Source organism: Luteimonas kalidii (assembly GCF_029887935.1).
GTDB lineage: Bacteria > Pseudomonadota > Gammaproteobacteria > Xanthomonadales > Xanthomonadaceae > Luteimonas > Luteimonas kalidii.
Genome location: NZ_JARXRO010000015.1, coordinates 32,926 through 52,255 on the forward strand (window position 1 = coordinate 32,926; position 19,330 = coordinate 52,255).

A 19,330-nucleotide genomic window follows, 5' to 3' on the forward strand; every position below is an offset into this window, starting at 1 on the left:
TCACAGACGATGCACGCGTTCCTTGTCGCCCCCTGGCACAGCGGATACCCTGCGGGCCGCGTTTCCGTCTTCCTGGTGGTCGATGTCCCTGCTGTCCTGCGCCGCACGCCGGTGGCTGCTCCCCGTCCTCGTCTTCTCCTGCGTCCTTGCCGTGCCCGCGCAGGCGCAATCCCGCCGCGCCCAGGCCGCGATCGACGCCCTCAACCAGCGCATGGCCGTGGCCGAAACGCGCTACCGCGAGGCGCTGGTGAAGATCGGCAACGCCGATCCGGCCGGGCTTGACGAGAGCAACGCCGCGCTCGAGGACATGGAGGACGTCCTGGTCGAATGCGGCCGGATCAAGGGTTGCGGCACCGGCGACCTGCTGGCGAGCTACAAGCGCCTGCTCAAGGCGCAGGCCGATGCGGCGGCCGGCGTGGTCGGGCCCGACGGCGACGACACCCTGGTCGACGACGGTCAGGGCCTGCCGACCGGCGACGTGCCCGACGCCGCCTCCGCGGCCTCGCTGCTGACGGCCGAGGACCGCCGCTTCCTCGAACGGGTGCAGATGAACCCCGCGGTGCAGGCGGGCATCCGCCGCTGGCTGACGGACATGCGCGTGGCGCTGATCACCAGCCACGAGAACTACCAGTACATGCAACACATGATGTCGCCGGCGTTCAAGCGCCGCGGCCTGCCCGAGGCGCTGCTGTTCGGCATCCTGGCCAAGGAATCCAACGGCCGCGTGCACTCGCGCTCGCGCGCCGGCGCCGCGGGACCGCTGCAGTTCATGCCCGCGACCGGCCTGCGCCTGGGCCTGGGGCCCGACGGACGCGGCTTCGATACCCGCTACGACCCGCGCGCGTCCGCCGACGCCGCGGCGGTGTACCTGGGCGAACGCTACGCCGAACTGGGCAACAACATCGAACTGTGGCTGGCGGCGTACAACGGCGGCGAAGGGCGCGCGCGCCGCGTTTACCGGGAATTCGGCGGGCGCAGCTTCTGGGACGCGGACGTGTACAACGAGTTTCCGCCGGAGACCAAGGACTACGTGCCGATGGTGATCGCGGCCGCGTGGCTGTACCTGCATCCGAAGGAGTACGGGCTGAGCTTCCCGAAGGTCGACGCGCGCCCGGCGACCATCGCGCTGCAGCGGCCCGCGTCGATCTACGAGCTGACGATCTGCCTCGGCAACGGCGGCACCCGCGACGGGTACATGCGCGTGCTGCGCAACCTCAACCCGCAGTACGAAGCCGAAGGCTGGATTCCCGCAGGCACCCGGCTCAACGCCACCGTGCGCATGGCCGGCCTGTACGAACGCTGGTGCACCCGCGGTGCGCGCGCCGACCTGGCGCGTTCGCTGGTCAACAGCGATCCGTCCACCGCGATCGTACGCGTGGGCGACGTGACGACGGTGACCGCGCCCGACGGTAGCGTCAGTACGGTGCAAACACCGTCGCCCGCGCCCGCGCCACCCGCCGCGCCGCGCAGCCACCGCGTGGCGCGTGGCGAAACCCTGGTGTCGATCGCGCAGCGCTACGCCTGCGACACGAAGGTGCTCGCGTCGGCCAACGGCCTGAAAGCGCCGCGCTACCTGCTGCGGCAGGGCCAGCAACTCGAACTGCAGGGGTGCCGCTAGCGGTTCGGACCGGGCGGGCAGTCCCGCCCGCGACCGCCGCGACTCCTAGCCGCCAGTGCGCCGGGCCAGTGCCTGGCCGAGCCGGACCGGTGATTCCGCGCCGAGCCCCGGCTCCAGGTCGGCCACGCCCGGCGGCAGCACCACCACCACGGTCGAGCCGTAGTTGAAGCGCGCCATTTCCTCGAACCGTTCGAGCACGATGTCCTCGCCGGTCCACGACTTGCTGGTGATGCGGTCGCCGTAGGCGGGAATCTCCTCGCCGCTCCAGACCGTCTCCACGCCCGACACCAGCAGCGCACCCACCATCACCACCGCCATCGGGCCGAAGTCGGTCTCGAAATGGCAGACCAGGCGCTCGTTGCGCGCGAACAGCCGCGGCACCCGCGCCACCGCCGCAGGCCCGACCGAGAACAGCCGCCCGGGCACGTGCACTGTCTCCAGCAGGCGCCCGGTCCAGGGCATGTGCACGCGGTGGTAGTCCTTCGGCGACAGGTAGACGGTCGCGAACAGGCCGTCGTGGTAGGGCCGGGCCGCGGCCTCGCTGCCCAGCAGTTCGGCGGCGGTGAACGAGCGGCCCTTGGCCTGGAAGATGCGACCGGCGGCGATCGGCCCGCACTGGCTGATGCGGCCGTCGGCGGGCATCAGCAGGGCGCGCGGATCCGGGTCGGGCGCGCGCGCACCGGGCTTGAGCGCGCGGGTGAAGAAGGCGTTGAACGTGGCGTAGGCGGCCGGTTCGGATTCGGCGGCCTCGCCCAGGTCCACGCCGAAGCGGCGCGTGACGGTGTCGATCAGCCAGCCGCGCAGGCGCGGGGAATCGGAGTACGCCAGCGACCGCGCGAGCGAGGACAGCAGCCGGTGCGGCAGCGCGTAGGTCAGCACGGTGACCAGGCTCACGGACGCGGCGCCGCCGTGAGTGCGGCGAAATCCGCGGCGATCGCCGCCGGATCGTCCACCGCATTGCCGGTGACCACGCCGGCCATGCGGCCCCGGGGGTCGAGCACCGCCATCGAGGCGCTGTGGTCGACCGAGTACTGGTCCTGCGGCGCGTCGTCGGGCCCGGGCACCTTGGCGAACACCAGCGACAGCGAGCGGGTGAACGCCTCGAGCGAGGGGATGTCGGCGGTGGCGGCCAGGGTGTCGCGGTGGAACGCGTGCGCGTATTCGCCGATCCGGTCGGGCGAGTCGCGTTCGGGGTCGACCGAGACGAACAGCACCCGCGGCCGGGTCGATTCGGGCAGCGCTTCCCACTGCCGCTGCGCCTGCGCCATCTGCGCCAGGGTGGTGGGGCACACGTCCGGGCAGAACGTGAAGCCGATGAACACGAGCGTCCAGTGGCCGTGCAGCTCTCCCGGCACCAGCTGGGTACCGTCGGACTGCTGCAGCGCGAATGGCGGGATCTCGCGCGGGGTCGGGAACAGCTTGACCGCGCGCAGCTCCGGCTGCGGCGCGGCCGGCGCGGACAGGAACTGGCGCGAGGCCAGCAGGCCCAGACCGGCGAACACGGCCACCAGCAGGATGATGAGGACGGTGCGGTTGAACATCCGGGGTTCCAAGTGCGGTACGGCCATGATACCCCTGCCGCCGCTATACTCGCCGGTCCCCAGCGCGACACCGGCCAGGGCCGCGGATGGCCGGGCCGGCATGTGCCGGATCCACGCGCGAGGCCCTGAACGACGGTCCGCGCGGGACGCGTCCGCCTCCGTTCACCGCACCGACTCCATCGCCCCGACCCGCGCCCATGACCGACGAACTGCACACGATCATCGACCTGATCCGCTACGGCGCGAGCCGGTTCCAGGCCGCGGGGCTGACGTTCGGGCACAGCTACGACAACGCGATCGACGAGGCCACCCAGCTCACCCTGCACGCGCTGCACCTGCCGCACGACCTCGGCCCTGCCTACGGCCAGGCGCGGGTGACGCTGGCGGAGAAGGAGGACGTGCTGGCGCTGTTCCTGCGCCGGATCGAGGAGCGCGTGCCGGCCGCGTACCTGGCCGGCGAAGCCTGGTTCGCCGGCCTCAGTTTCAAGAGCGATCCGCGCGCGCTGGTGCCGCGCTCGCCGATCGCGGAACTGATCGAGTCGGGCTTCGAGCCCTGGCTCGGCGGCCGCGAGGTGCGGCGCGCGCTCGACCTGTGCACCGGCTCGGGCTGCATCGCGATCGCGATGGCGCACTACCGGCCGGACTGGCACGTGGACGGCGCCGACATCAGCGAAGACGCGCTGTCGCTGGCGCACGAGAACGCGCAGCGGCTGCTTTCGCGCAACACCCGCTTCGTGCAGTCGGACCTGTTCGCGAACCTGCAGGGCGAGCACTACGACCTGATCGTCAGCAACCCGCCGTACGTGACCAACGCCGAGACCGACGCGCTGCCGCGCGAGTATTCGTACGAGCCCGAGCTCGGCCTGCGCGCCGGCGACGACGGCCTGGACCTGGTGCTGCGCATGCTGCGCGACGCGCCGCTGCACCTGACCGACGACGGGCTGCTGATCTGCGAGGTCGGCGAGTCCGAGCAGCACCTGGTCCGGCTGCTGCCGGAGCTGCCGCTGATCTGGGTCGAGTTCAAGGTCGGGCAGATGGGCGTGTTCGTCGCCGACCGCCACGACCTGGTGGCGCACCATGCCCGCATCCGCGCGCTGGCCGACGCACGCGAGGCCGGCGCGCCGGCGCCGCCCGCTGCCGCCGCGCCACCGTCGGCCGGCGCTTTGTTCTGAACCGGGGCATCACTGCTTGAACACCTTCGGCCATCTGTTGCGCGTCACCACCTTCGGCGAATCGCACGGCCCGGCGATCGGTTGCGTGATCGACGGCTGCCCGCCCGGCGTCGCGATCGCGCCGGAGGACTTCGCCCACGACCTGGCGCGCCGCGCCACCGGCAGGAGCCGCCACACTTCGGCCCGGCGCGAGGAAGACGCGGTCGAGATCCTGTCGGGCGTGTACGAGGGCGTGACCACCGGCACCCCGATCGCGCTGCTGGTGCGCAATACCGACCAGCGCAGCAAGGACTACCGCGACATCGCGCGCCAGTTCCGCCCCGGCCACGCCGACTACGCCTACTGGCACAAGTACGGCGTCCGCGATCCGCGCGGCGGCGGGCGTTCGTCCGCGCGCGAGACCACGATGCGGGTGGCCGCGGCGGTGGTCGCGAAAAAGTGGCTGGCCGAGCGCCATGGCGTGACCGTGCGCGGCCACATGGCGCAGATCGGCGACGTGCTGCCGCGCGCCCACGACTGGAATGCGGTCGAGGACAATCCGTTCTTCTGGCCGTGCGCGGAACAGGTGCCCGAGCTGGAGGCGTACGTGGATGCGCTGCGCAAGTCCGGAGACTCGGTCGGTGCGAAGGTCGTGGCGGTCGCCGACGGCGTGCCGCCGGGCTGGGGCGAACCGGTCTACGGCAAGCTCGATGGGGAACTGGCCGCGGCGATGATGTCGATCAACGCGGTCAAGGGCGTGGAGATCGGCGACGGCTTCGCCAGCGTGGCGCAGAAGGGCACGGTGCATCGCGACGTGATGACGCCGGCGGGCTTCCTGAGCAACCACGCCGGCGGCGTGCTCGGCGGCATCTCCAGCGGCCAGCCGGTGGTGGTGTCGGTGGCGTTCAAGCCGACCTCGAGCCTGCGCCTGCCGGTCGAGGGCGTGGACGTCGACGGCAACGTCGTCGACGTGATCACCACCGGCCGCCACGATCCCTGCGTGGGCATCCGCGCCACCCCGATCTGCGAGGCGATGCTGGCGCTGGTGTTGATGGACCAGGCGCTGCGCCACCGCGCGCAGTGCGGCGACGTGGACGAGGTGACGCCGCGCATTCCGCCCTCCGCCGATGCCTGAAGCGCGCCCCCGGGTCTGGGTGTCGCAGCCGCTGTTCGGCGACATCATCGCCGGGCTGGACGAGCATTTCGAGGTCGACGACACGCGTGAGGTAACTGCATGGTCTCCCGCGCAGGTGGCGCGGAAGCTGGCGGATGCGGACGGCGCGCTGGTCACGCTCAACGAACGCGTGGGCGCCGCCGAGATCGCGGACGCCCCGCGGCTGCGCGCGGTCGCCAACGTGGGCGTGGGCTACGACAACCTCGATGTCGCCGCGCTGCGCGCGCGCGACATCGTCGCGACCAACACGCCCGACGTATTGACCGAGACCACGGCCGACATGGGCTTCGCCCTGCTGATGGCGGCCGCGCGCAGGATCACCGAAGGCGAGCGCTGGCTGCGCGACGGGCGCTGGACGCAGTGGTCGTTCGACACCCTGCTCGGGCACGACGTGCACAGCACCACGCTCGGCATCCTGGGCATGGGCCGGATCGGGCAGGGCATCGCCCGGCGCGGGGCGCTCGGCTTCGGCATGCGGGTGCTGTACCACAACCGCAGCCGCCTGCCGGACCGTATCGAACGCAACAGTCGTGCGGCCTGGGTCGATCTGGATACACTGCTGCGCGCCGCGGACCACCTGGTCCTGGTGCTGCCGTATTCCGCCGCGACCCGCCACCTGATCGATGCCGCCGCCCTCGCGAAGATGAAGCCGACCGCGACGCTCACCAACATCGCCCGCGGCGGACTCGTGGACGAGGACGCACTCGCCGATGCGCTGTCCGCCGGTCGCCTGGCCGCCGCGGCGCTGGACGTGTTCGAGGGCGAGCCGGCGGTGAACCCGCGCCTGCTCGCGCTGCGCAACGTGGTGCTGACCCCGCACGTGGGCAGCGCGAGCCTGGCGACCCGGCGCGCGATGGCGACGCTGGCGGTCGACAACCTGGTCGCCGCGCTCGGCCGCGGCCCGCGCGCCGGCGATCCGCCGACACCGATCGCGGCGACGGCAACCGGCGCGACCACCGCCAAACGATAGGGGAACCGTCCGCGGGTCGTCCCGCGCGGGTTCCCCCGAAGCCAGCGATGGCGCGCGCGCCCGGTCGGCGCCTGCCGCGCGCGCACCTCCACGACACTTCTTCCTGCACACCTTCCGGACCATCCCGATGAACTCCCCCAGCACCCGTCGCTTCAACGTTGCCGTCGCCGGCGCCACCGGCGCCGTCGGCGAAGTCATGCTCTCGATCCTGGCCGAACGCGATTTCCCGGTCGGCACGCTGGTGCCGCTGGCGTCCGAACGCTCTGCCGGCAGCACCATCGAATTCCGCGGCGACGACATCGTCGTCCAGGACCTGGCCACGTTCGATCCCACGGGCATCGACATCGCCCTGTTCTCCGCCGGGGGCGACACCTCGAAGGAATATGCGCCGAAGTTCGCTGCCGCCGGCGCGGTGGTGATCGACAACTCCTCGGCCTTCCGCTACGACGACGACGTGCCGCTGGTGGTGAGCGAGGTCAACCCCGAGCAGGTAACGCAGCGCCCGCGCGGCATCATCGCCAATCCCAACTGCTCGACCATGCAGATGCTGGTGGCGCTGGCGCCGCTGCACCGCAGGTACGGCATCGAGCGCATCAACGTGACCACCTACCAGTCGGTCTCGGGCGCCGGTCGCAGCGCGATGGAGGAACTGGGCAAGCAGACCGCGCAGCTGCTGGGCTTCCAGGAGATCGATCCGCAGAAGTTCCCGGTGCAGATCGCGTTCAACCTGATCCCGCACATCGACAGCTTCCTCGACAACGGGTTCACCAAGGAAGAGATGAAGCTGGTCTGGGAGACGCGCAAGATCCTGGGCGACGATTCGATCCAGGTGAACCCGACCGCGGTGCGGGTGCCGGTGTTCTACGGCCACTCCGAAGCGGTGGCGATCGAAACCCGCGAGAAGGTGACGCCGGAAGCCGCGCGCGAGCTGCTGGCGTCCGCGCCCGGCGTCGAGGTGGTGGACGAGCGCAGGCCGGGCGGCTATCCAACGCCGGTCACGCACGCCTCGGGCAAGGATGCGGTGTTCGTCGGTCGCATCCGCGAGGATCTGTCGCATCCGCGCGGTCTGAACCTGTGGATCGTCTCGGACAACATCCGCAAGGGGGCGGCGCTCAACGCGGTGCAACTCGCCGAGCTGGTAGCCGCCGAGGGCTGAGCCAGGGCTGGGTCCGGCCGGCGCCGACCGACGGTGCCGCCTCGCACCGGCGCGCGCGTACGGCGATACGTGCCGCCGAGGGCGTCCGTCAGGGGCGCCGCGCTTGACGTCCGCCACGTGAATCAATACGTTGCGTGCGGAACCTGACAGGTGCCGGGAAGACGGGGATCAATGGGAACGCAGCCGTGATGAGATGGGCCGGTCGGCTGGTGGCGCTGTGCCTGCTGCTCCAGTGCCAGGTGGCGCTGGCGCTTGGCCTGGGCCAGGTCGAGGTGCGTTCGCGCGCCGGCGAGCCGCTGCTGGCCGAGATCCCGATCATCTCCACCGATCCGGCCGAGCTGGAGAACCTGCAGGCGCGCCTGGCCTCGCCGGAGACCTTCCGCCGCATCGGGCTCGATCCACCCGCGGGCCTGGTCTCGGACCTGCGCTTCACCGTGGCGCTCGATGCCCAGGGCCGGCCGGTGATCCGCATCACCACCGATGTCCCGGTGCAGCAGCCGGTGCTGAATTTCCTGGTGGAGGTCGAATGGGCCCAGGGCCGGCTGGTGCGCGAATACTCCGCACTGGTCGATACCCCGCAGACCGTGGCCGCGCCCGCCCAGCCGCCGATCCAGGCACCGCAGGCCGCGCCGTCCAACCTGATCGAACGGCCTGCCATCGCGGCGCCGGCCGAACCCGCGCCGGCGGACGGCGCGGACGCAGCCACCGCCGACGAATCGTCCAGTGTCGACGCCGATGCCGACGCCGAGGCGGTTGCGAGCGAGACCCCGGCGGGCGAGCCCGTGCCCGAGCCGGCTCCCGCACCGGCCCCGCCGCCCGCGAGTCCGGCGGTGACGCCGGTCGCGACGTCCGTTCCCGGCGAGATCGGCCCGGTGCAGGCGGGACAGACCCTCGGCCAGATCGCCTCGTCCCTGTCCGCAGGCAGCGGCCACAGTCTCAACCAGGTGATGCTGGCGCTGCTGCGCGCCAATCCCGAGGCGTTCATCGGCGGCAATCTCAACCTGATCCGCCAGGGCGCGGTGTTGCGCGTGCCCGCGGCCGACACCTGGTCGCAGGCCAGCGTGGCCGAGGCCAATGCGCTGGTGCGCGATCATGTCAGCCGCTGGCGCGAATTGCGCCGCCCGGTGGCCCAGCCCGATGCGGTGGCCGGCGACCGGACGCCGGATGCGGAGGCTGGCGACCGCCCGGCGGACGCGTCCCCGGCTGCGGCCAGCCGGATGGCCGAAGCGCGGCTGGAGATCGTGCCCGCGGCTGCGGGCGCCGGCGCGAGCGCAGGAACACGAACCGGCACCGCCGCCGGGGGCGAGGGCGACATGCTGCAGCAACAGGAACTGGTCCAGACCCGCGAGACCCTGGCCGCGCGCGATGCCGAGGTCGAAGAACTGAGGACGCGGCTGGCCGAACTCGAACAGTTGCAGCAGCAGCAGTCGCAGCTGATCGCGATGAAGGACAGCGAGCTGGCCGCCGCGCAGCAGCGCCTGGCTGAGAGCAATGCCCGGCCGGCCGCCAGCGTCGCCGAGTCCGGTGCCGCGGCGCCGGTCACGGAGGCGGGCGGTGCAGTGCCGTGGCTGTGGATCGGGCTTGGCCTGGTCGCCGCCGCGCTGCTGGTCGCCTGGCTGGTGTCGCGCCGGCGCGCGACGTCCGAGCGCAAGTCGGGTCCGAGTTTCGCGACGGCGTCGAACCGGTCGACTCCCAGGCGCGCGGTCGTGGTGCCGACGGCGCCCGAGGCACCCGCGCCGGCGTCCTCGACGGCTGAACCGCCGGTCGTTCCGGTGGAACGCGCCTCCAGCTGGCAGGCGCCGCCGCCGGCAGCCTCGGGCGCCTCGCCGACATGGCATGCGGCGGGCGAGGCACGTACACCTGATCCGGACGACGCACCCACGACCGGGGCACCGCCGCAGTCGCAGAGCCAGTCGCAGACGCAGGTGCAGCCCGAGTCAACATCGCAAGCCGCCGCCGGACACGACCGGATCGAACTCGCACGCGCCTACCTCGACCTGGGCGATACCGACACCGCACGCAGCCTGCTGCAGGAAGTCGCCGACGCCGGGGATCCCGACGCCCGCGACGAGGCACGCCGGCTGCTGCGCGACATGGCCTGAGCGGTGTGCCGCGTTACGCGCTAGGCGTCGAGTACGACGGAGGCGGCTTCCGCGGCTGGCAGCGGCTCGCACCCCCGGGCGCGGCCGACCAGGCCACGGTGCAGGGCGTGCTGGAGACGGCGCTGTCGTCGGTGGCGCACGCACCGGTCTCCACCGTCTGCGCCGGGCGCACGGACGCCGGGGTGCACGCGCAGTGCCAGGTGGTGCATTTCGACAGCGATGCGCGACGCGATCCGCGCGCCTGGACGCTCGGCACCTCGACCCGGCTGCCGCCCGCGGTGAGCGTGGTGTGGTGCCGTCCGGTGGCCGACGACTTCAACGCCCGGTTCTCGGCCCTCGCGCGTCGCTACCGCTACCGCATCCTCAACCGCCAGGTGCGCCCGGCGCTCGCGCGGCAATGGCTGTCGTGGCACTGGCGCCCGCTCGATGCCGACGCCATGCATCGCGCCGCGCAGGCGCTGGTCGGCGAGCACGACTTCGGCGCGTTCCGCTCTGCAGAGTGCGAAGCCACGCACGGCCGGCGCGACCTGCAGCGGATCGCGGTCTCGCGCATGGGCGAGATGGTCACCATCGACGTGCAGGCCAATGCGTTCCTGCACCACATGGTGCGCAACATCACCGGCTCGCTGCTCGAAGTTGGCGCGGGCGCACGCGCGGAGACGTGGATCGCCGACCTGCTGGCCGGGGGCGATCGGCGGCTGGCCGGCCCGACGGCGCCGCCCACCGGCCTGGTGTTCGTCGGGCCGCTGTACCCGGGCTGTTGCGGGCTGCCGCCCGACGTCAGCCTCGACTGAGCCGCGGCGTCGCATCCGCGCACCGGACATGGCCGCCGCGGTCCGTGCCTGCGTGCGCGCTCCCACAAGCGCGGGGAATTCCGCACAATGCACCACCTTCCAGGAAAGCCCGCCATGTTGCCGCCCCTGTTCCGCACCCGCATCAAGTTCTGCGGCATGACCCGCCCCGGCGATGTCCGCCTGGCCGGCGAGCTCGGCGTCGACGCGGTCGGATTCGTGTTCGCCGCGACCAGCCATCGCCGGGTGGAGCCCGAGCAGGCGGCGGCGATGCGCGATGCGTTGGCGCCGATGGTCGATGCGGTCGCGCTGTTCATGGACAGCAGCGCCGACGAGGTCCGTCAGGTGTTGTCGATCGTCCGGCCGTCGTTGCTGCAGTTCCATGGCGACGAGGACGAGGCGTTCTGCCGCAGCTTCGGGCTGCCCTACATCAAGGCGGTGGCGATGGGTGCGGACGCGCCGCCCGATCCGCTGGCCCTGCATTCGCGCTTTCCCAGTGCCTCCGGCTTCCTGCTCGACGCCCACGGGCCCGGCGAGGCCGGCGGGACCGGACGCGCGTTCGACTGGGCGCGGGTGCCGCGCGGGCTGACCAAGCCGATCCTGGTCGCGGGTGGGCTGACGCCGCACAACATCCATGAAGCGGTGGTGACGACCCGTCCCTGGGGCGTGGACGTCTCCGGCGGGATCGAGGCCGATCGCGAATCGCCCGGCGTCAAGGACGGCGCGCGCATGCGCGAGTTCGTCGAGGAAGTGCGGCGCGCCGACTGCGGCTGACCGCGCGCCCCGGCCGCCCGATGCGGGCGGCCGCGCCTCGGGAGCTTCCTGCTAGATGGGCTGCCCCTGGGCCAGTTCCGTGCGCAGCCAGGCGGCCAGCCGATCGAGCTGCGGATCGTCCGCCGTGCGCGTGCACAGGCACCACTGCGCGCCGGTCTCGACGAAGCCCCAGGGGGCGGCGAGCCGGTCGGCGCCGAGGTCGGCCGCCACCAGCGGCGCGGGCGCGATCGCGATCCCCAGGCCCGCCACCGCCGCCTCGAGCAGGTAATAGAGATGCTCGAAACCGGTCCCCGTGCGCAGCCGGTCGGGCGCCAGCCCCTGGCTTCGCGCCCACTGCGGCCAGGCCTGCGGGCGCGAGGCGGTGTGCAGCACGGCTTCGTCCAGCAGCGCGTCCGCGGGCCGTCCGGCCAGCCGCGCGAACGCCGGATGGCGCGGGCTGAGCACCGGCCCGATCTGCTCCGGTCCCAGCGCATGCACGCGCCAGCCCGCGGGCCAGGGCGGAGCGCCGGCCAGCAGCACCGCGTCCAGGCCGGGCAGCGCAGGATCCGGGTCGCTGTCCTGGGCCGACAGGTGCAGGCGCAGCCCGGGCAGGTCCGCGTGCAGGCGCTCCAGCCGCGGGATGATCCAGCGCGCCAGCAGGCTGCCCGGGCAGCCGATGACCCGGGTTCCCGCGCCGGCGCCGCGGCGCAGGGTGCGCACGGTGGCCTGCAACTGGTCGAACGCGGTGCCCGTCGCTTCCCGCAGGCGCTCGCCGGCCGTCGTCAGTCGCAGTCCGCGGCCCTCGCGCAGGAACAGCGCGGCCCCGAGATCGTCCTCGAGCAGCCGCACCTGGCGGCTGACCGCACCGTGGGTGACGTGCAGCTCCTCGGCGGCCCGGCTCATGCTGCCGAGCCGGGCCGCGGCCTCGAAGGCGCGCAGGGCGTTGAGCGGGGGCAGGGCGCGGGCGACCATACGTGAGTTTTACTGACGGATTGGCCAGATCTTATCGGTTCTGGTGGGCCGGCATGTGCATTAGAGTGGGGTCCTGTCTCGCCATCGCTGCCTGCCATGTCCATTCCCGCCGACTTCCACGCCTATCCCGACGCATCCGGCCATTTCGGCCGCCATGGCGGCCGCTTCGTCGCGGAAACCCTGATCGGGCCGCTCGAGGAACTGGCCGCGGCCTACGATGCGGCGCGGGTGGATCCGGCCTTCATCGCCGCCTACGACAAGGACCTCAAGCACTACGTCGGCCGGCCGAGCCCGATCTACCACGCCGAACGACTGAGCCGCGAGGTCGGCGGCGCGCAGATCCTGCTCAAGCGCGAGGACCTCAACCACACCGGCGCGCACAAGGTGAACAACACCATCGGCCAGGCGCTGCTGGCCGCGCGCATGGGCAAGACCCGGATCATCGCCGAGACCGGCGCCGGCCAGCACGGCGTGGCGAGCGCCACCGTGGCCACCCGGCTGGGGCTGGAGTGCGTGGTCTACATGGGCGCCACCGACATCGAACGCCAGAAGATCAACGTCTACCGGATGAAGCTGCTGGGCGCGACCGTGGTGCCCGTGACCTCGGGTTCGGCCACGCTCAAGGACGCGCTCAACGAGGCGATGCGCGACTGGGTCACGAACGTGCGCGACACCTTCTACATCATCGGTACGGTGGCCGGCCCAGACCCGTACCCGCGCATGGTGCGCGATTTCAACGCCGTGGTCGGCCGCGAGGCGCGCGCGCAGATGCTGGAGGACTACGGCCGCCTGCCGGACGCGATCACCGCCTGCGTCGGCGGCGGCAGCAACGCCATCGGCCTGTTCCATGCCTTCCTCAACGACCCCGGCGTGCGCATCGTCGGCGCCGAGGCGGCGGGCGAGGGGATCGAGACCGGCCGGCATGCGTCCTCGCTGGCGGCCGGGCGCGTCGGCGTGCTGCACGGCAACCGCACCTACGTGATCTGCGACGACGACGGTCAGATCACCGAAACCCATTCGATTTCCGCCGGGCTCGACTATCCCGGCGTCGGTCCCGAACACGCCTTCCTCAAGGACAGCGGTCGGGCCGAGTACGTCGGCGTCACCGACGACGAGGCGCTCGCGGTCTTCCACAAGCTCACCCGCAGCGAAGGCATCCTGCCGGCGCTCGAATCCAGCCACGCGGTCGCCCAGGCGATCAAGCTGGCGCGCGAACTGCCGAAGGACGCCCTGGTGCTGTGCAACCTCTCGGGGCGCGGTGACAAGGACGTGCATACCATCGCGGCGCGCGAAGGGGTCGAGGTATGAGCGCGGACGCGCAGGCGGGCGGCCGGATCGCGCGCAGGTTCGCGCGTCTGTCGGACAGCGGCCGCAAGGCCCTGATCCCGTTCGTCACCGCCGGCGATCCGTCGCTGGAGGCGACGGTGCCGGTCATGCACGCGCTGGTCGGCGCGGGCGCGGACGTGATCGAACTGGGCGTGCCGTTTTCAGACCCGATGGCCGACGGCCCGACGATCCAGCGCAGTTCAGAGCGCGCGCTGGCACGCGGGGCGGGGCTGCGCTGGGTGCTCGGGGCGGTGCGCACGTTCCGGGCACGCGACACCGAAACACCGGTGGTGCTGATGGGTTACCTCAATCCGGTGGAGATCCGCGGTGCCGACCGGTTCGCGCGCGACGCACAGGCCGCCGGCGTCGACGGCGTGCTGCTGGTCGACCTGCCGCCGGAGGAGTCGCCCGAATTCCGCGACGCGTTCGCCGCCCACGGCATCGACCTGGTCCTGCTGGCTTCCCCCACCACGACCGATGCGCGCCTGTCGCTGTTGCTGGGCAACGCGCGCGGCTACCTGTACTACGTCAGCTTCGCCGGCGTGACCGGGGCCTCCGAGCGGCTGGACACCGCCGCCGCCAGCGAACACCTGCGCCGGATCCGCGCCGGCAGTCCGGTGCCCGTGGTGGCCGGTTTCGGCATCCGCGATGCCGCGGGCGCCGCGGCCATGGCCGTGGACGCCGACGGGGTGGTGGTGGGAAGCGCCCTGGTCGCGGCGCTGGCCGAAGCGGGGGACGCCGACGAGGCGGCCCGCCGCGCGGCAGAGTTCCTGGCGCCGTTGCGCGCGGCACTGGACTGACCGCGCCCAGCGCGGATATCCGGCCGCTGCCGCGCAGGCACGTCCGGGCTCCCGGCGCTGCCGCGATCGCACTCGGCCACGGCAAACCGCCGTCGAGGACCGCCTGCGTAGACCTCCGGTCCACACATGCGGACCTGACAGAGCGCAGTTCCGGCGCGGCCTCGATCCGTCGGGGCCGCCACCGGCCTTGCGCTAAACTGCGCGCCTTCCGCGGCCGCGGCCGCCCCCGGATCCGATCCCAGGCATGAGCTGGCTGAAGAAACTGATGCCACCGCGCATCCGCACCGACAGCGCCGCCACCCGCAAGCGCAGCGTCCCCGAGGGCCTGTGGGAGAAGTGCGACCGCTGCGGCGCGGTCCTCTACGGCCCCGAACTCGAGGAGAACCTCGAGGTCTGCCCGAAGTGCAGCTTCCACCGCCCGATCCGCGCCCGCGCGCGCCTGAAGGGCTTTCTCGACCCGGGTGAGCTGCGCGAGATCGGCGGCGGCCTGGGCCCGACCGACGTCCTGAAGTTCCGCGACCAGAAGCGCTACGGCGACCGCATCAAGGCCGCGCAGAAGGCGACCGGCGAGCGCGACGCGCTGGTAGTCGTGGAAGGCACCCTCAAGCGCCTGCCGATGGTGGCGGCCGCATTCGACTTCGCCTACATGGGCGGTTCGATGGGATCGGTGGTGGGCGAGCGCTTCGCCCTCGGCGCCGAGCGCGCGCTGGAACTGGGCTCGGGCTTCGTCTGTTTCTCCGCCAGCGGCGGGGCGCGCATGCAGGAGAGCCTGTTCTCGCTGATGCAGATGGCCAAGACCTCGGCCGCGCTCGGGCGCCTGCGTGCGGCGGGCCTGCCGTACATCTCGGTGATGACCCATCCGACCACCGGCGGCGTGTCGGCCTCGTTCGCGATGCTGGGAGACGTCAACATCGCCGAGCCGGACGCGCTGATCGGGTTCGCCGGTCCGCGCGTGATCGAACAGACCGTGCGCGAGACGCTGCCCGAGGGCTTCCAGCGCTCCGAGTTCCTGCTCGAGCACGGCGCGATCGACCAGATCTGCGATCGCCGGCAGCTGCGCGACCGGATCGCCACCCTGGTGGCGATGATGACCCGCCAGCCGGTGCCGCAGGACGTGGCCGCATGAGCCGTCGCTACTTCGGCACCGACGGCATCCGCGGCCGGGTGGGCGAGGGCGCGATCTCGGCCGACTTCGTCCTGCGCCTGGGCAACGCCTACGGCCACGCCCTGCGCGAGGCCGCCGAACGCGGCGGCGACGCGCGCAAGCCGCTGGTGGTGATCGGCAAGGACACGCGCATCTCCAACTACATGTTCGAGGCGGCGCTCGAGGCGGGGCTGGTCGCGGCCGGCGTGCACGTGCAGCTGATGGGGCCGATGCCGACGCCGGCGGTCGCGCACATGACGCGGTCGCTGCGTGCCGACGGGGGCATCGTGATCTCCGCCTCGCACAACCCGCACTACGACAACGGCATCAAGTTCTTCTCGGCCGAGGGCGAGAAGCTCGACGACGCCACCGAGCTGGCGATCGAAGCCGCGCTCGACCGGCCGTTCGCCACCGTCGCGTCGGAGCGGCTGGGCAAGGCGGTACGCACGCGCGACGCCGTCGGCCGCTATGTCGAGGCGTGCAAGAGCTCGGTCTCGCGCAGCTTCAACCTCTCGGGCATGCGCGTGGTGGTGGACTGCGCCAACGGCGCCACCTATCAGATCGCGCCGCTGGTGCTGCGCGAGCTCGATGCGCGGGTGGACGCGATCGGCGTCGACCCCGACGGCATCAACATCAACGCCGGCGTGGGCTCGATGCATCCCGAAGGCCTGGCCGCGCGCGTGCGCGAGACCGGCGCCGACCTCGGCATCGCTTTCGACGGCGACGGCGACCGCCTGCTGTTCGTCGACAGCGACGGCGCGGTGCACGACGGCGACAACCTGTTGTACCTGCTGGCGACCGACTGGCAGGCCAGCGGCCGCCTGCGCGGCCCGGTGGTCGGCACGATCATGACCAACTACGGCCTCGAGCAGGCGCTCGATCGCGCCGGGATCGGCTTCGTGCGCACGAAGGTCGGCGACCGCTACGTGCACCAGGCCTTGCTGGAGCACGACGGCATCCTCGGCGGCGAGGCCTCCGGCCACCTGCTGTGCCTGGACCGCGCCACCACCGGCGACGGCATCATCAGCGCGCTGCAGGTGCTGGAGGTGCTGCAGCGCCGCGGCATCACCCTGCAGGAGGCCCTGGCGGACGTGCGCAAGCTGCCGCAGAGGACGGTCAACGTGCGCTACGGCAACGGCGCCAAACCCGCCGAGTCCGACAGCGTGCAGGCCGCCCTGGTCCGCGCGCAGGCCGCGGTGGAAGGGCGCGGCCGCGCGTTCCTGCGCCCGTCGGGGACCGAACCGGTGGTGCGGGTGACGGTCGAGGCCGATGACGAGGCGCTGGTGGCCTCGACGCTCGAGGCGCTGGCCGGCGCGGTGCGCGACGCGGCCGGCGCCTGACCCGATCCGGATCACGGCGTCCTGCGCGCCGCCGTGGCCGAATATCCCGGACCCGCTTCCCCGGAGCCCATGATGAGTTCGCGAATCCCGACCCTCGACATCCGCCGCTTCGACACCGACCGCGATGCCTTCGTCGCCGAACTCGGCGCGGCCTACCGCGAATGGGGATTCGCCGGCATCGGCCATCACGGCATCGCGCAGTCGCTCATCGACGATGCCTACGCTGCCTTCCGCGCGTTCTTCGCACTGCCCGACGACGTCAAGCGCCGCTACCACGTGCCGGGGCAGGGCGGGGCGCGCGGCTATACGCCGTTCGGCATCGAGACTGCCAAGGGTTCGAAGCACTTCGACCTCAAGGAGTTCTACCACATCGGTCGCGAGCTGCCGGACGATTCGAAGTACCGCGACGTGATGCCGCCGAACGTGTGGCCCGACGAGGTGCCGGAGTTCCGCGCCCGCGGCCTGGCCCTGTACGACGCGCTCGACGCGCTCGGATCGCGCGTGCTGTCGGCGCTGGCGCTGCACATCGGACTGCCGGCCGGTTTCTTCGCCGACAAGACCGACTTCGGCAACTCGATCCTGAGGCCGATCCACTATCCGCCGATCACCGCCGACGACATCCCCAACGTGCGCGCTGGCGCGCACGGCGACATCAACTTCATCACCCTGCTGGTCGGCGCCTCGACCGCCGGACTCGAGGTGCAGTCCAAGCAGGGCGAGTGGGTGCCGTTCACCTCCGACGGCGACACCATCGTGGTCAACATCGGCGACATGCTCGAGCGGCTGACCAACCACGTCTATCCCTCGACCATCCACCGCGTGGTCAACCCGCCCGGCGAGGCCGCGCGCAAGCCGCGCTACTCGGTGCCGTTCTTCCTGCACCCGAACCCGGACTTCCTGATCGACGTGCTGCCGGCCTGCATCAGCGCCGAGCGCCCCAGCCGCTATCCCGAGCCGATCACCGCCCACGGCTTCCTCGAGCAGCGCCTGCGCGAGATCAAGCTGAAGTAGGGCGCCGACGGCCCGGCCGCGCAGCGCTCCACGCGTCGCGCGGAGCCCGGCCGCGATCGGCTATCCTCGGCGCCACTGACCCGAACGGAGCCGCCGATGCGCCGCAGGATCGTCGCCGGAAACTGGAAGCTGTACGGAACCCGCGAGTCCGCCACCAGCCTGCTGTGCGCGGTCGCCGCGGAACTTCCGGTCGACGGGGTGGACGTGGTGGTGCTGCCGCCGATGCCCTACCTGGGCGACCTGGTCGAGGACTTCGAGGCGCATCCGATCGCGTTCGGCGCCCAGGACGTGAGCCACAACGAGGAGGGGGCCTACACCGGCGAGGTGTCGGCGCGGATGCTGCTCGACGTCGGCGCCCGCTACGGCCTGGTCGGCCACTCCGAGCGCCGGCAGCACCACCACGAGACCAGCGAGCTGGTGGCGAGGAAGTTCCTGGCCGCGTCCAACGCCGGGCTGGTGCCGATCCTGTGCCTGGGCGAAACCCTCGACGACCGCGAGGCCGGCAGGACCGAGGCGGTGATCGCTTCGCAGCTGAAGCCGGTGCTGGAACTCGCCGGGGTGGCCCGGTTCTCCGGCGCGGTGCTGGCCTACGAGCCGGTGTGGGCGATCGGCACCGGCCGCACCGCCAGCCCGGAGCAGGCACAGGCGGTGCACGCCTTCATCCGTGGCCAGGTCGCGGCGCTGGATGCTAGAATCGGCGATTCGCTGCCGATCCTGTACGGCGGCAGCGTCAAGCCGGCCAATGCGCCCGAACTGTTCGCCCAGGCGGACATCGACGGCGGCCTGATCGGCGGCGCTTCGCTGGTGGCGGCGGATTTCCTCGCCATCGTCCGCGCAGCCGCCCGCTGACGCCGGGTCCCAAGCCCTCCCGAGTAAGCCGCAATGCTGCTGTTGACCCTCAACATCCTGTTCGTCCTGGTCGCGATCGCGATGATCGCGCTGATCCTCATGCAGCGCGGCGCGGGCGCGTCCGCCGGTTCCGGGTTCGGTGGCGGCGCCTCGTCCACCGTGTTCGGCGCGCGCGGCTCGGCCAATTTCCTGAGCAAGGCCACCAAGTGGCTGGCGATCGCGTTCTTCGCGATCACGCTGTTCATGGCGTGGTACGCCACCCACCGCGCCGTGAGTCCGGAGGCCAGCAGCGACCTCGGCGTGATGTCGCAGGTACCGGCGGCGCCATCGGCCCCCGGCGCCGTGGCGGTGCCCCAGGCCCCGGCGGCCGATGCGAGCGTGCCGGTCGCGCCGGATGCGGCGCCTGCCGCCAGCGATACGGTGGTGCCCGATGCGCCGGCCGCCGACACGCCGGCGGCGGAAGATGCCGAACCCGCTGCTCAAACGCAGTAGGAAGGCTTACAATTGCGTGATGCCGCGCAGCACATGCGCGGCAACCTGAACTTGCCCAGGTGGCGGAATTGGTAGACGCACTACCTTGAGGTGGTAGCGGCTTCGGTCGTGGGGGTTCGAGTCCCCCCTTGGGCACCATT

The 19,330-nt window shown here is 72.0% G+C and carries 17 protein-coding genes, 1 tRNA gene and 1 pseudogene; 16 read left to right on the forward strand and 3 right to left on the reverse strand.

Features of this window, described 5'->3' with window-relative positions:
• Window positions 1-82: 82 nt before the first annotated feature.
• Window positions 83-1,618, forward strand: coding sequence for a transglycosylase SLT domain-containing protein (locus tag QFW81_RS08970; protein WP_280578399.1), 1,536 nt, complete (start codon window positions 83-85; stop codon window positions 1,616-1,618).
• 45 nt (window positions 1,619-1,663) lie between these two features.
• Here QFW81_RS08970 and asd read toward each other — a convergent pair whose 3' ends face one another.
• Window positions 1,664-2,512 carry an archaetidylserine decarboxylase gene (gene asd / locus QFW81_RS08975; protein ID WP_280578400.1) on the reverse strand — a complete coding sequence of 283 codons (849 nt, stop codon included), beginning with the start codon at window positions 2,510-2,512 and terminating at the stop codon, window positions 1,664-1,666.
• Window positions 2,509-3,159, reverse strand: a complete 651-nt coding sequence (locus tag QFW81_RS08980) for an SCO family protein (RefSeq protein WP_280578401.1) — start codon at window positions 3,157-3,159, stop codon at window positions 2,509-2,511. Before QFW81_RS08980 ends, asd begins: the two co-directional genes overlap by 4 nt.
• A gap of 197 nt (window positions 3,160-3,356) precedes the next feature.
• Between QFW81_RS08980 and prmB the strand changes: the two are divergent.
• The 7 genes and pseudogenes from prmB to QFW81_RS09015 form a co-directional block, all read left to right on the forward strand.
• Window positions 3,357-4,268: pseudogene (gene prmB, locus QFW81_RS08985) on the forward strand (50S ribosomal protein L3 N(5)-glutamine methyltransferase); the annotation flags it as partial.
• Window positions 4,269-4,347: 79 nt separating this feature from the next.
• Window positions 4,348-5,445, forward strand: a complete 1,098-nt coding sequence (aroC, locus tag QFW81_RS08990) for a chorismate synthase (protein ID WP_280578402.1) — start codon at window positions 4,348-4,350, stop codon at window positions 5,443-5,445.
• Window positions 5,438-6,454: a 2-hydroxyacid dehydrogenase gene (locus tag QFW81_RS08995; RefSeq protein WP_280578403.1), complete on the forward strand. Its 1,017-nt coding sequence runs from the start codon at window positions 5,438-5,440 to the stop codon at window positions 6,452-6,454. Before aroC ends, QFW81_RS08995 begins: the two co-directional genes overlap by 8 nt.
• 127 nt (window positions 6,455-6,581) lie before the next feature.
• Window positions 6,582-7,610, forward strand: coding sequence for an aspartate-semialdehyde dehydrogenase (locus QFW81_RS09000; protein ID WP_280578404.1), 1,029 nt, complete (start codon window positions 6,582-6,584; stop codon window positions 7,608-7,610).
• Window positions 7,611-7,798: 188 nt separating this feature from the next.
• On the forward strand, window positions 7,799-9,712 hold the full coding sequence (locus tag QFW81_RS09005) for a type IV pilus assembly protein FimV (RefSeq protein ID WP_280578405.1): 1,914 nt from the start codon (window positions 7,799-7,801) through the stop codon (window positions 9,710-9,712).
• A gap of 5 nt (window positions 9,713-9,717) precedes the next feature.
• Window positions 9,718-10,506, forward strand: a complete 789-nt coding sequence (gene truA, locus QFW81_RS09010) for a tRNA pseudouridine(38-40) synthase TruA (RefSeq protein WP_280578406.1) — start codon at window positions 9,718-9,720, stop codon at window positions 10,504-10,506.
• Between the two features lie 114 nt (window positions 10,507-10,620).
• Window positions 10,621-11,277: a phosphoribosylanthranilate isomerase gene (locus tag QFW81_RS09015; protein WP_280578407.1), complete on the forward strand. Its 657-nt coding sequence runs from the start codon at window positions 10,621-10,623 to the stop codon at window positions 11,275-11,277.
• Window positions 11,278-11,328: 51 nt separating this feature from the next.
• Here QFW81_RS09015 and QFW81_RS09020 read toward each other — a convergent pair whose 3' ends face one another.
• Window positions 11,329-12,228 carry a LysR family transcriptional regulator gene (locus tag QFW81_RS09020; protein ID WP_280578408.1) on the reverse strand — a complete coding sequence of 300 codons (900 nt, stop codon included), beginning with the start codon at window positions 12,226-12,228 and terminating at the stop codon, window positions 11,329-11,331.
• A gap of 96 nt (window positions 12,229-12,324) precedes the next feature.
• Here QFW81_RS09020 and trpB point away from each other — a divergent pair, with 96 nt between their 5' ends.
• The 8 genes from trpB to QFW81_RS09060 all read left to right on the forward strand — a co-directional run bounded on the left by trpB (window position 12,325) and on the right by QFW81_RS09060 (window position 19,328).
• Window positions 12,325-13,536, forward strand: a complete 1,212-nt coding sequence (gene trpB / locus QFW81_RS09025) for a tryptophan synthase subunit beta (RefSeq protein ID WP_280578409.1) — start codon at window positions 12,325-12,327, stop codon at window positions 13,534-13,536.
• Window positions 13,533-14,354, forward strand: a complete 822-nt coding sequence (trpA, locus tag QFW81_RS09030) for a tryptophan synthase subunit alpha (protein WP_280578410.1) — start codon at window positions 13,533-13,535, stop codon at window positions 14,352-14,354. The genes trpB and trpA overlap by 4 nt, the downstream gene beginning before the upstream one ends.
• Window positions 14,355-14,598: 244 nt before the next feature.
• Complete coding sequence (gene accD, locus QFW81_RS09035; RefSeq protein ID WP_280578411.1) at window positions 14,599-15,480, forward strand: acetyl-CoA carboxylase, carboxyltransferase subunit beta; 882 nt, start codon at window positions 14,599-14,601, stop codon at window positions 15,478-15,480.
• On the forward strand, window positions 15,477-16,838 hold the full coding sequence (gene glmM, locus QFW81_RS09040) for a phosphoglucosamine mutase (RefSeq protein WP_280578412.1): 1,362 nt from the start codon (window positions 15,477-15,479) through the stop codon (window positions 16,836-16,838). The genes accD and glmM overlap by 4 nt, the downstream gene beginning before the upstream one ends.
• Before the next feature lie 72 nt (window positions 16,839-16,910).
• Window positions 16,911-17,849: an isopenicillin N synthase family dioxygenase gene (locus tag QFW81_RS09045; RefSeq protein ID WP_280578414.1), complete on the forward strand. Its 939-nt coding sequence runs from the start codon at window positions 16,911-16,913 to the stop codon at window positions 17,847-17,849.
• 96 nt (window positions 17,850-17,945) lie between these two features.
• The gene (gene tpiA, locus QFW81_RS09050; RefSeq protein WP_280578415.1) at window positions 17,946-18,698 is read left to right on the forward strand and encodes a triose-phosphate isomerase; all 753 of its coding nucleotides are present in this window, start codon (window positions 17,946-17,948) and stop codon (window positions 18,696-18,698) included.
• A 33-nt stretch (window positions 18,699-18,731) separates the two neighbouring features.
• Window positions 18,732-19,190, forward strand: a complete 459-nt coding sequence (gene secG, locus QFW81_RS09055) for a preprotein translocase subunit SecG (protein ID WP_280578416.1) — start codon at window positions 18,732-18,734, stop codon at window positions 19,188-19,190.
• A 53-nt stretch (window positions 19,191-19,243) separates the two neighbouring features.
• Window positions 19,244-19,328 (forward strand) — tRNA-Leu (locus QFW81_RS09060).
• Window positions 19,329-19,330: the final 2 nt, after the last annotated feature.

Bases quoted from the DNA above. Each gene is read 5' to 3' on its own strand.
- QFW81_RS08970 (WP_280578399.1), top strand. From the start codon at position 83: ATGTCCCTGCTGTCCTGCGCCGCACGCCGGTGGCTGCTCCCCGTCCTC.
- QFW81_RS08980 (WP_280578401.1), bottom strand. From the start codon at position 3,159: ATGTTCAACCGCACCGTCCTCATCATCCTGCTGGTGGCCGTGTTCGCC.
- QFW81_RS08995 (WP_280578403.1), top strand. From the start codon at position 5,438: ATGCCTGAAGCGCGCCCCCGGGTCTGGGTGTCGCAGCCGCTGTTCGGC.
- QFW81_RS09000 (WP_280578404.1), top strand. From the start codon at position 6,582: ATGAACTCCCCCAGCACCCGTCGCTTCAACGTTGCCGTCGCCGGCGCC.
- QFW81_RS09005 (WP_280578405.1), top strand. From the start codon at position 7,799: ATGAGATGGGCCGGTCGGCTGGTGGCGCTGTGCCTGCTGCTCCAGTGC.
- QFW81_RS09015 (WP_280578407.1), top strand. From the start codon at position 10,621: ATGTTGCCGCCCCTGTTCCGCACCCGCATCAAGTTCTGCGGCATGACC.
- QFW81_RS09020 (WP_280578408.1), bottom strand. From the start codon at position 12,228: ATGGTCGCCCGCGCCCTGCCCCCGCTCAACGCCCTGCGCGCCTTCGAG.
- trpB (WP_280578409.1), top strand. From the start codon at position 12,325: ATGTCCATTCCCGCCGACTTCCACGCCTATCCCGACGCATCCGGCCAT.
- trpA (WP_280578410.1), top strand. From the start codon at position 13,533: ATGAGCGCGGACGCGCAGGCGGGCGGCCGGATCGCGCGCAGGTTCGCG.
- accD (WP_280578411.1), top strand. From the start codon at position 14,599: ATGAGCTGGCTGAAGAAACTGATGCCACCGCGCATCCGCACCGACAGC.
- glmM (WP_280578412.1), top strand. From the start codon at position 15,477: ATGAGCCGTCGCTACTTCGGCACCGACGGCATCCGCGGCCGGGTGGGC.
- QFW81_RS09045 (WP_280578414.1), top strand. From the start codon at position 16,911: ATGAGTTCGCGAATCCCGACCCTCGACATCCGCCGCTTCGACACCGAC.
- tpiA (WP_280578415.1), top strand. From the start codon at position 17,946: ATGCGCCGCAGGATCGTCGCCGGAAACTGGAAGCTGTACGGAACCCGC.
- secG (WP_280578416.1), top strand. From the start codon at position 18,732: ATGCTGCTGTTGACCCTCAACATCCTGTTCGTCCTGGTCGCGATCGCG.